The sequence below is a fragment of the Pseudostreptobacillus hongkongensis genome (assembly GCF_001559795.1).
Classification (GTDB): Bacteria; Fusobacteriota; Fusobacteriia; order Fusobacteriales; family Leptotrichiaceae; genus Pseudostreptobacillus; species Pseudostreptobacillus hongkongensis.
Map to the genome: position 1 here is coordinate 1 of NZ_LOHY01000109.1, position 12,523 is coordinate 12,523.

Here is a 12,523-nt window from a genome sequence, read left to right on the forward strand (position 1 = left end):
AAGTTTAATGGAATCTATATCTTTACTTGAAAAAAGTATACTTGATAAGGCTTTCAGATGGAAGATATAGTAATTAATTTAATAGAAAAGGTGGTATAGATATGAAATTAAACAAGGTTATAATCTTTAGTAGGCATGGACTTAGGTATCCTTTACTTAACTATGCAGATAAACAAGGAATAATAACACCTGAAGAGGTGAATTGGGAATTTTCTGATGGTGTTTTAACTCCAAGAGGAGAGATCTTAGAATATAGATTTGGTCAGTATATTAGAGAATATTTAAAAAATTTAGATTTTGAAATAAAAACTAAAAAAATACGTTCTAATTCTTTAAAAAGAACAGTACTTACTGCAAAAATACTGTCTTTAGCCCTATTTCCTTTTGAAAATATTAAAGTTGAACATAAATATGATGATTTTAATATAATGGAAACGGAGTTTAATATTAATATATTTGATGAAGATATTAATCGTGATAAATTAAGAAAAATGGATGAGGATTTAAGACCTTTATACAATAGGCTTGAAGAGATATTAAACATAGAAAAAGATACAATATATAACAAGGGATCAGATATTTTGGTAAATGATCAAGGTTTCATTTATTCTCATGGAGCATTTAAAATAGCTACTGATATAGTAGATTTATACATATTAAAATATTATGAAAACTTTAAAGAAGAAGATATATTAAGAAATTTAAATTTAAGAAAAGAAATTAAGAAATTATCAGAAATTAAAGATAGATTATTAGATGTAATATTTGCTGATATGGAATATATATTAAAATCTGAAAAAAATGCATATAATTTAGTTCAAGAAGAATTAAAAAATGATAAAGATTTTACATTACTTGTAGGGCATGATTCAAATATAGCGACAATACTTTCTGCATTAAATGTAGATACGACTAATTTAGGAAATGAATTTGAAAAGTATCCTATAGATTCAAAACTTGTATTTAAAGTATATGAAGATGATAGTTTTGATTTAGATATTATGTATTATGAAATAGATGATATTAGAAATATGAGTGGAGTACCTACTTGTAAAAATTTACTTAAAAATCATAAATTTATTAAATTATCTAACTAAACTAAGTAAATTAAAAAATAATGATGATAAAATATATAAAAATCAGTTAGGAAGGTATAATTTTGAAAAGAGTGTTTTCTCTATTATGCATAATTTATTTTACTTTAAGTTGTGGTTCTGATGTTGTAGAAAAAAAAGAAGAAAAACCAAAGGAAGTTCAACAGGAAGTAATTAAAGTTATACAAAAAGATGATGTAGAGCAAAAAGAAGAAGAAAAAGAAATAGAAGAAATTAAAGAAGAAAATACTGTTAAAGATATTGAAAATAGTGATGTCATAACTCATGTATATGATTTAGAAGAAATAAATGAAAATGGTGAAATAAAATATTTTTCAAAAAAATTAAATAAGATATTAGAATCTTCAGATATATTTAGAACAGGAATTTTAAATACTTTAAAATATACTAAGGATATAAATATTGATGGTTTAAATATTAATAAGTTTATACTTAAAGATGGATATATTTTAATAGGAGATCATGAAGAAGTTAAATTAAAATTAGATGATAATAAATCCTTATTTAAAAGTGGGACTGAGCTTGACTCTATATATAAAGGGGAAAAATTAGTTCCTAAAAAAAGAAGAATAGATCCAAATAAAAAACATATAGCATTTACATTTGATGATGGACCAGGTAATAAAAATCATGTACTAATAAGAGAATTATTTAATAAATATGATGAAACAGCTACATTTTTCTTTGTAGGATCTAGTGTTAAGAAACATCCAGAGATGGTTTTAAAAACATATCTGGATGGACATGAAATAGGTAATCATACCTACAATCATCCTAACCTTAGAAATTTAAATTCATCTGAAATTTGGAATGAAATTTCAAGAACAAATGATGAAATATTTAAGATAATAGGAGTAGATGGAGAATATGTTAGACCGCCTTATGGAGCATTTAATAATACCGTTGTTAATATCATAGGCGGCAAAAGAAAAGTTGCTTTATGGAATGTTGATTCTGAAGATTGGAAAAGTAGAAATGTAGATACTATAATTTCAAGAGTTTTAGATAAGGTTAAAGACGGAGATATAGTCTTATTCCATGATCTATATAAAGAAAGCTATGAATCAGTTAGTATAATGTTGCCTATTTTAAAGGAAAGAGGTTTCCAGTTTGTAAGTTATTCTGAAATGTTGGAATTAAGAAAAAATAAATATAAAGGAGAGTAGATACAATGAATGTTTGGTTAATTTTATTTGCAATTCTAGCTATTATAGAAGTTGTAACTATTAATTTAGTAACTATATGGTTTGCATTATCAGCCCTTGTAGTATATTTCGTTAGTATGTTTACAGATTCTATAACTATTCAACTTGCTGTATTTACAGTACTTTCAGTAGTTTTTTTACTATACACTATGCCTATAGTAAAAAAATATGTTAAGTTTAAAAATGTAAATGAAGTAGGAGATATTGGAAGTAAGGTAGAAATATTAGAATGTAACAATAATAATTATGTTGTAAAATTTAAAGGTGTTGCATGGAATGCTGAATCTGAAAATTCTAATTATTCTGTTGGGGATATAGTTGAAGTTAAAAAATTTAAAGGTAATAAAATAATAATATAAAGGAGAGATTTTTATGTTAAGTGTTAATATGATAGTTTTCGGAGTTATTATACTATTAATATTTGTAGTTATTTCTAAAAGTATTAGAATAATTTCTGAATCAGAAATGTATGTTATAGAAAGATTAGGTAAGTATTCAAGAACATTAGATTCAGGCTTACATTTTTTAAACCCTATCCTAGATAATGTTTCTAAAAAAGTTAGTTTAAAAGAACAAGTTGTTGATTTTGACCCTCAAGCGGTTATAACTAAAGATAATGCTACTATGGAGATTGATACAGTTGTATATTATCAAATTACTGATCCTAAGCTATATACTTATGGTGTTGAAAGACCACTTTCTGCTATAGAAAATTTAACTGCAACAACATTAAGAAATATAATAGGGGATATGACAGTTGATGAAACATTAACAAGTAGAGATGTAATTAATGGAAAAATGAGACTTGAACTTGATGAAGCTACAGATCCATGGGGAATAAAAGTTAATCGTGTTGAGTTAAAGAGTATTTTACCACCTGTAGAAATTAAAACTGCAATGGAAAAAGAAATGAAAGCTGAACGTGAAAAAAGAGCTAAGGTATTAGAAGCACAAGCTCAAAAAGAAAGTGCTATACTTGTTGCTGAAGGGGAAAAAACAGCCGCTATATTAAGAGCTGAGGCTAAAAAAGAAGTAAGTATTAGAGAAGCAGAAGGTAAGGCACGTGCTATACTTGCTTTAAAAGAAGCAGAAGCTGAAGGTATTAGAATATTAAACTCTTCATCTCCAACAAAAGAAATACTTGCTTTAAGATCACTTGAAAGTTTAGAAAAAGTATCTCAAGGGGAAGCAACTAAGATCTTTATACCAAGTGAATTACAAAATTTAACATCATTACTTGCAGGTATTAGAGAAATAAAATAGGATAATTTTAAAAAGATATTGAGTTGTCAATTAAAAATGAAAATGTCTCAAAAAATATATAATATATAGACCTAAATTAGAGGGGGATTATCCCCTCTTTTTAAACTAGGTCTTTCTCAATTTTAATTTAGGGCATTTATTTATACGGGTTAGAGAACATTTTTTTGAAAAGTAACTGTAAAATGTCCGAATTAGATTTATCATATATTAAGAATAATTTTGAAAATCTTAATGCAGATATAAAAAAATATATAGCACAAGAAAGTAGGCTATATTTATATGATGTTGAATGATTTTTAATAATATTTACTTATATTTCTTGTAAGTAAAAAACTAATGTTGTATAATTTGATATATAATACTTAATAAATAAAAAATAATTAATATAAAGGAGTTTGTAAATGGAGAGAAGGAGAATTATGAATAAGTCGCAAAAAATATTGGTAGCACTTTTCTTTTTAAGTTCTATAGGTATGGCAAATCATGGTAGATATGAACAATATTGGTCAGACTATGAAGATTTTGCAAATAATAGAGGTAAATTTAAAATAGGTCAAAAGGGAGTTATTGTATATAAAAAAGATGGATTAGGAGATCCTGCAACAATAGAACAACCTATACCTAATTTTGATGGAATGGTAGATGGTGGAGCTTATGCTCTTTGGGGAGATCCACAAATATTATCAACTGCAAGCCATGTTGGTAACTGGGGAAGTTTTACATTTATACAAAGACATTTAAGAAAAGATGTTGAATTGTCAGAAGGATTTAAAGATAAGGCAAATATTAAAAAAGAAGATATAGTTAAGGAATATTCTGAACGTGTTAATATGCCATATATGAGAAATTTAGGCAATGACTATTCAATAGGTAGATTAAAAACTATTGCTTTTGATGGGTATACACCAGAAACTATTAAGAGTAGAGATCAAATTCATTATGGAGATTTAGTAGCTAGAACTGGGGGTGGAGTAAATAGTTATGCTCAAGATGGTGGAGAAAGATATCCAGTAGGATATGGAAATATAGCTGGTGGATTAAATAAAATATATCATAAAGATGGTGGAAGTTTTTGGATACAGATGCAAAGAAATTTTCAAACACCATTAGATAGTGCAAGTAGACCCGGAGATAGTGGATCACCTGCGTATATTTGGGATGCGACTAACCAAAAATGGTTATTAGCCGGAGAAAATTCAGCTGGTTCTGGAGATAATAACTGGAATAAAAAATCTATAATCAAACAAAATCCAGATGCAGTAAATGCTTATTTGAAAAGTATAGAAGATGAAAAAATTGTAGAAGATAATGTTATACTTAATGGAAAAACTTTAAGTTTTGGAAATACTACAAGAAATATAGATGATAATGTAGCAACTGCTAAAAATCAAACTTTTGCTAAAAATGGATTGACTTTAACTGTAAATAGTGATAGTGATACTGGAACTTCTCGTTTTAGATTTAGCGAAAATGCAAATATAACAGGAACAGGTAAATTTAATACCGCAGGTCTTATAATCGATAAAAATGTTAATGTAAACTATAACATAATATCAGATAAAAATACCGTTATAAGAAAAAGAGGAGAAGGAAGTTTAACATTAAATGGAAATTCTCAAAATGATGTTGAAGTTAATATAGGTGAGGGAAGTTTAATATTAGATAATAGTAATGGTTATGCAGCAAGTCATATAAGAGTAGCACAAGGTGCTAAGGTAGTATTAAATAAAGAAAATCAGTTAAATGATAATAAGATATATTTTGGTCATCGTGGTGGTACTTTAGAATTAAAAGGTCATAATTTAGAATTTAATGATATATATCATTTAGATAAAGATGCAATTATTGCTAATAAAGAAAGTACAACTAAATCAAAATTTACATTTACTCAAGGTAAAGATAGAGTATTTTTAGGTAAATTTAGTGGTAATATGGATGTTGAGTATAATCCTAGCGAAGTTAAAGAAAATGCTAAATGGAATTTAAGAGGAAATACAGATATAACTGGAGATCTTAATGTTAAAAGAGGAATAGTTTCTATTTCTGGTGATGCTATAACAAGTGGATATGAAAATAATGTTTTAGAAAATCAATTTGAAAAAACGACATTTAAAGCAGGAAATATTAATGTAGATAATGGTTCAACTTTACAATTAGATAGAGCAACTAAGGTAGATAGTAATATTAATGTATCAGGTAAATTAAATTTAAATGCTACAGGAGAAGTATTAACTAAATTAGATAAAACAAAACCATATAAAGATTATGAAGATCAAAGTGAAGTTAATAAGGTAAATGTAAATGGGAATATTACATTTAATAGTGGGACTTCAAATAATTTTAATGCTAATGTAGAAAATAATAATTTAGTAGAAATTAATTCTAAAATTTCAGGTACTATTAATGGGATTAAAGATGGAGATGGATTACTAAAAATAAAAAATAGTAATAATAATTTTACTGGTAGTTTAGATATAAAAGATGGGGTTGTTGAAAGTGAAAATGAAGTAATTTTATCTAATGGGAAATATAAAATAGAAGAAAAAGGACTTTTAAGAGTAAATAATAATTCTAATCTTAATGTTTTAGATAAAATAGATAAAACTTCAACAGGAGTAATTAGTTTAGGTAATAGTTTAGCAGAATTAGATAAAAAATATGCAGATTATACAAATCTATACATTGGTTCTAAAAATGATATAACAATAGGTGCAAATGATAAAGCTATAGATAGAAGTATAAGTAATATAAATTTAGGTGGGGATAATGGTACAGTTACATTAAAAGGACTTGAATTAGAGGATGGAACTACACTTAGAAATATCAATGCTGGAAATAATAAACATAGAGGTAATGTAGTTATAGACGGTTTGTCAAGTACAGCTAATGTTAATATATCTATTAGAGATGGTATCAATTTTGTGGTAAACAATAATAATTCAAATGCTAAATTTTTAGATTTAGGTTATGGGGCAACTGCAGGAACAGCTTTAAAAAATAACTTAAAGGACACATCTATTGGAGTTCTTGAATTAACTAATGAAAATGTTATAGATGTAAAAAATATAGCAATAGGAGCTAAAAAAGGTTCAAATGTAACATTAAATACATATACAACAACTAATGATAAAACAAGATTTTCAGGAGAAGGGAATTTAACATATACATCCACTTTAGGAAATAAGGAACTTGAAGTTGATGCTCAAAATTTAAGTGGTGGTGTGGTTACATTAACAGGAGATAACAAGGACTTTACTAATAAAGTAACTGTTATGGGAAATAAAAATGGAGTAAATAATGGAAGTATAACACTTAAATTAGGTTCTGAAATGTTAAAAAACAAAAATGAAGTTTTAATTAAAGATGGTGGAATATTAGATATTAATAATAATGCTGTTTCAATAAAATTAAATAATGCTTCAAATAAATATGGAACTTTAACTAATAGTGGTGATAATAAAGTAGATGTAACACTTGATAGCAATGAAGCAACAACTATTAATACGACATTAACTGGTAATTTGAATATTATGAAAAAAGGTACAGGAACTTTAAAATTTGATAATAAAAATAATTTTAAAGGTAATGTTGTAATGAATGGTGGGGAATTAATTTATGATAAAGATGTACTGGAAAATGATATTGAATTAAATGATGCAGTAACTGTTACGAAAAAAATGAGATTAGGTAAAGAAATTATAATAACAAACCATAAACCTACTAAACTTACTATTTCAACTAATAAATCAAATGGAGATATTAAGTCATCATTAGGGATTATAAAAGTAGAAGATAACGCTAATATAAATATAAACTCAGTTACAGCATTAAAAGGTTATGACGATCCTGTATATAGAAATCTTAATATAAATGGTGTAAGTAGAGATAGAGGAAGTCTTAATATTGGTAAAGTTACTATTGCAGAAGGTGCAAATATGTATGTTACAAATCAAAGAATGACAATGCAATCACTTTCTGCTTCAAATAATTCTATTTTAACATTAGATCAAGCTAGTTTAAAATTAGTATATAGTGAAAATACAATATTAAATAGTGGATTGAAAGAACTTGAATTAACTCGTTCAAAACTATATTTAAGAGATTATAGCTCTAAAATTAGTGATAAAAATTCTGATAAATTAACTAAAGTAGTTATAAATGCTAGTAATACAGGAGAAGCTAGTGAGATTATAAACGGTGAAAATATTAATGATAACGGTGGTGGAGGAGGAGCAACTTTTGTTAATCCTATATTGTTAAAAAAATCAGCTACTAATGTTGCAACATTAATTTTTAAATCAGGTGGTTATTTTGGGGCAAATACTGGTCTTACAATAAATGCTAAAGTATCAGGTGAAGGGGTTATAAAACTTGAAAGAAATAATGGTGCAAAATTTGAAATTCAAGATAACTTTAAAGATTTTATTGGAAAGGTAATGTCTAATAATCAGCCAGATGTTAATTATGATTTTAACATATCAAGTGATAATTCTGAAGATAGAGTTATAGGGTATAATTTAACGGGAGTTGGTTCATATACTAATAAATCAAATAAAGATTTAACATTTACTAATTTATCAGGATTTACAGGTAAACTTGTAGCACAAAATGGTGATATTGTATTAAAAGATGAAAATGCTATAAACAATACAGCTAAAGTAGTAGAAACTTATGGAAATAGTAATATAAAGCTTTTATCTGATAATAATATTGAGGTAACTAGTATAAACTTAGAAAATAAAAATACAAGTGAAGGAAATACTAATAAAGTTATTAAAGATGGTAGTGGTAAATTAAGTTTAGGTGTTAATACTAACATTACTAATTTTAAAACATTAGAAGTAAAATCTGGAGAATTAGAACTTAAGAAAAATATAGAAGTTTCAAATATAGATTTAAAAGATAGTACAAAACTTGATTTAAACTTTATAAGTGATGGAACAATAACTTCAGAAATCACAGGAACAGGGGATTTAATAAAAGTAGGAACTACAAAAATTGATATAGAAGGTTCTAAGTTAAATAGCACTGGAAGTATTGACCTACAAGCTGGAGAACTAAGTGTTATAGGAGATAAAGTATTAAGTAATAAAGTAAAAGGAAGTGCAGACTTAACATTTAAAGATTCTAATGTAGAAGTAAAAGATATAGAAAACTTTAGTGGAAACTTAAATTTAGAAAATTCAACATTAACACTAAAAGAAGATAAATCATTAAATACAGATACAAAAATAATAGCTAAGGAAAGTTCAAATATTAAGATAGACTTAGCAAAAGATAAAGTATTAAGTAAATTAAATGTAGAAAATAAAGGATTAGATACAAATAAGATAGAGAAACTAGGAGATGCTAAATTAACACTAGGAGAAAATCTTAATATCAAGAACTTTAAGAATTTAGATGTAAAAGCAGGGACATTAGAAGTAAGTAAAAATATACCAATAGAAAATGTTAATGTAGATACAAATACTAAATTAAATGTAAATAATACTGAAGATGTTGAAATGACATCAAATATTAAAGGTGCAGGAGATATAGTAAAACTTGGAGAAGGAAAATTAAGTATAGCTTCAAGTAAACTTAATAGTGAAGGTAATATTGATTTACAAGCAGGAGTACTAAGTATTACAGGAGATAAAGTATTAAGTAATAAAGTAAAAGGAAGTGCAGACTTAACATTTAAAAATTCTAATGTAGAAGTAAAAGATATAGAAAACTTTACTGGAAACTTAAACTTAGAAAATTCAATATTAACACTAAAAGAAGATAAATCATTAAATACAGATACAAAAATAATAGCTAAGGAAAGTTCAAATATTAAGATAGATTTATTAAGTGATAAGGTATTAAGTAAATTAAATGTAGAAAATAAAGGATTAGATACAAATAAGATAGAAAAATTAGGAGAAGCTAAACTAACATTAGGAGAAAATCTTAATATTAAGAACTTTAAGAATTTAGATGTAAAAGCAGGAACATTAGAAATAGGTAAAAATATTTCAGTAGAAAATATTGGTTTAGATAATAATACTAAATTAAATATAAATAATACTACAGATATTGAAATGACATCAAATATTAAAGGTGCAGGAGATATAGTAAAACTTGGAGAAGGTAAATTAAGTATATCTTCAAGTAAACTTAATAATTTAGGGAATATAGAAATTTCTAATGGAAAGGTAGAAGTTAATTTAGATGCTGAAAAAGTATTTAAAAATAAATTAAAAGGTACTGGAAGTTTAGATGTTATAGCTTCAACTTCTAATAAAGTAGAATTTAAGGAACTTAAAGAGTTTACAGGAAATATAAATGGTAGGGATATTGATATAACTCTTAATGGTGATAATTCTCTTAATTCAACACTTAATTTAAGTGGAACAAGTAAACTAAGTATTATAAACGATAATAATTATTCTAATTTAAATGTAAATATTGAAAATGGAAAAACAGTTATTAATTCAGATAATAAAATAGATGCAACAATTAATGTTAAAGAAAATTCTTCTTTAATTATTAATAAAGATACTAATATTAATAAGGTTAATAATGAAGGAACTGTAGTATTGGAAAACTCTAAATTACATCTTGATGGGTATAATTCAGATAAAGGTATAGTTGATATAAACTTAAAAAATAAGGTTGAAGGTATATTAGATATTAAAAATTCTGAAAAAGATGTTAATGTTAAAGTTAATATGTCAAATGAAGTAATTGAAGAATTGAAAAATACTCAGTTATTGTTAGCAAGTTCTAATAAAAATGTAAACATTTTAAATTTAGATGATATTAATAAAAATTTAGTCAGAAAATTAATGTTTAAATCTGAAAATAATAATTACTATATATATTCAATGTTAAAAAGTAGAGATTTAAGTTATTCAAATATAGTTAATAATTTAGATTCTATTTATAGAAATGTATATAAAATGAATTATGGTAAATTTATTGAAGCAAGATATACACATCAAACAATAGTTGATAATAAAGAAAAAGTGTTTGAAAATTCAAAATATACTACAGAAAATAATACAGATGAGTTAGGTATAAATGGTTCGTATTATATAGATAAACTTAATTTAGGTATTAATCTAGAATATATTCATTCAAGAAATTCATTAAGTATGAAAGTGGTTGATGGAGGAAGCACTAATACTAATTATTCTATTCATAGTTTAATAGCAAAAACTGGATATAAAAAGGGAATATTTGATATATCAGCTCGTGTAGGTGTAAGTAATATAAGTATACTGTATAGTGAGCCAGAAAATATAAAATCTGTAATAAATGGTTTAGCAATAGGTATAAATCCAGAATATAGATTTAATAAAAATACTTTAGTTAAATATGTTAATGAATTTGGCTATGAAAATATATCATTAAGTGGTAAATATATTACAAAGGCAAAATTATTTAATATGTATTATAAAACTGGATTATCTTTAAATCATAAATATATAGATTTAGATTTACTTGCAGATTTAAGACGTGTAGATAATAATACATCAACAAATAAAGATGTAGAAATTGATGTAAAAAATAAATATGTTGAAGTAAATACATTATTAAAATTAACTGCGAAACCAACAGATTCGCTAAGATTAAATACTGAAGTAGAATTGAAATTTAATCAAAACAAATTTGCTAAATATATACTAAATAGTGGAATTCAATTTAGATGGTAGTAATTAGAATTTAGAAAAATCTAGTTAAAAAAAGGGTTCTTCACAAATATTTAAGGGATAATAAAATTAGTAGCTCAATAGAATAAATGTTAAATTATTCTAATTAGAGCTACTTTTTTCTCACTTAAAAATGCACTCTCCTGTTTTTTATTAAACTGTAGGTTTGTGTTTCAAAAAAGTTCTTATTTTCCTTTGTGTTCATGAATTTGTGTAAGAAGATTTATGATTTCACGATCCCACTTACTCCTAGATTTTTATAATTAAAAAACATAATTTTCATATATCCTTTTTGAACTGAACCCATAATCTTGTACACAAGATTGGAGGGGCAGTTCATTATGTAGTACTAGGTATTACAAAAGATGGAATGAAGGAAATACTTAGTTTAGAAATTGGAGAAAATGAAAGTAGTAAATATTGGTTAGAAGTTTTAAATGCATTGAAAAATAGAGGGATAAATTATATTATGGTAATATACGCTTATGGATTAACTGGAATAAAAGAAGCAACTGCTACTACTTTTCCTCAAATAAAATATCAACGTTGTATAGTCCACCAAGTAATAAATACTTTAAAATATGTATCATACAAAGATAAAAAGAAATTTGCTTCTGATTTAAAAAGTATATACCTAGCAGTAACAGAGACACAAGCATTATAGAATTTAGATAAAGTTAATGAAAAATGGGAAGAAAAACACCCTAATTCTATGTCAAGCTGGTATCAACATTGGGATGTTTTGACACCAATATTTAAGTTTTCATTGGAAGTAAGGAAGATAATATATACCACAAATGCAATATAGAGTTTAAATAGTACTTATAAGAAATTAAATAGTCAAAGAACAGTATATACAAGTGCTAAAGTATTATTAAAGGTACTTTACTTATTAACGCTTGAGGCTAAAAAGAAGGGAGTCAACCATTAAGAAATTAGGAAAAAGTATATGGATAATTTAGTATAATGTATGAAGGCAGATTTGAAGCATAAAAAGAAAAGGTACTCATTTTGCACTTTAAAGTAACAAACGCAACCACTAGGTTACATAAGTAAAGTATCATAAACAAATGATTTGTATAAAAAAACAATTCAATTTAAAAAAGTTAAAAAAATAAAAATATGATATAATATAGAAAAGATGAGAGTTTTAGTAACTTTCATTTTTTCATTTTTAAAGACTAATCGCAACCTTTTTTTAAAGTATCAATTGCAACCCCTTGAAAGGAAATTAAATGAAAAAGTTAAATCAAGAAGAAAG

General features: G+C 25.4%; 5 protein-coding genes and 1 pseudogene. All 6 read left to right on the forward strand.

All coding sequences use genetic code 11. The annotated features are described in order from the left end of the window. The first annotated feature begins 101 nt into the window (after positions 1-101). A complete protein-coding gene (locus tag AYC59_RS05645; protein ID WP_066896164.1) occupies positions 102-1,097 on the forward strand; it encodes a histidine-type phosphatase in 996 nt (331 codons plus the stop codon). Positions 1,098-1,168: 71 nt separating this feature from the next. Then, entirely contained in the window at positions 1,169-2,281 is a 1,113-nt protein-coding gene (locus AYC59_RS05650) for a polysaccharide deacetylase family protein (RefSeq protein WP_245620671.1), read from the forward strand. Between the two features lie 5 nt (positions 2,282-2,286). Next, positions 2,287-2,679: an NfeD family protein gene (locus tag AYC59_RS05655; protein WP_066896170.1), complete on the forward strand. Its 393-nt coding sequence runs from the start codon at positions 2,287-2,289 to the stop codon at positions 2,677-2,679. 13 nt (positions 2,680-2,692) lie between these two features. Further along, positions 2,693-3,583 carry an SPFH domain-containing protein gene (locus AYC59_RS05660; protein ID WP_066896173.1) on the forward strand — a complete coding sequence of 297 codons (891 nt, stop codon included), beginning with the start codon at positions 2,693-2,695 and terminating at the stop codon, positions 3,581-3,583. A gap of 419 nt (positions 3,584-4,002) precedes the next feature. After that, the gene (locus AYC59_RS05665; RefSeq protein WP_066896176.1) at positions 4,003-11,265 is read left to right on the forward strand and encodes a S6 family peptidase; all 7,263 of its coding nucleotides are present in this window, start codon (positions 4,003-4,005) and stop codon (positions 11,263-11,265) included. Between the two features lie 337 nt (positions 11,266-11,602). Beyond that, positions 11,603-12,201 (forward strand): annotated as a pseudogene (locus tag AYC59_RS08195) (IS256 family transposase); the annotation flags it as partial. Positions 12,202-12,523 lie beyond the last annotated feature (322 nt).

Bases quoted from the DNA above. Each gene is read 5' to 3' on its own strand.
- AYC59_RS05645 (WP_066896164.1), top strand. From the start codon at position 102: ATGAAATTAAACAAGGTTATAATCTTTAGTAGGCATGGACTTAGGTAT.
- AYC59_RS05655 (WP_066896170.1), top strand. From the start codon at position 2,287: ATGAATGTTTGGTTAATTTTATTTGCAATTCTAGCTATTATAGAAGTT.
- AYC59_RS05660 (WP_066896173.1), top strand. From the start codon at position 2,693: ATGTTAAGTGTTAATATGATAGTTTTCGGAGTTATTATACTATTAATA.
- AYC59_RS05665 (WP_066896176.1), top strand. From the start codon at position 4,003: ATGAATAAGTCGCAAAAAATATTGGTAGCACTTTTCTTTTTAAGTTCT.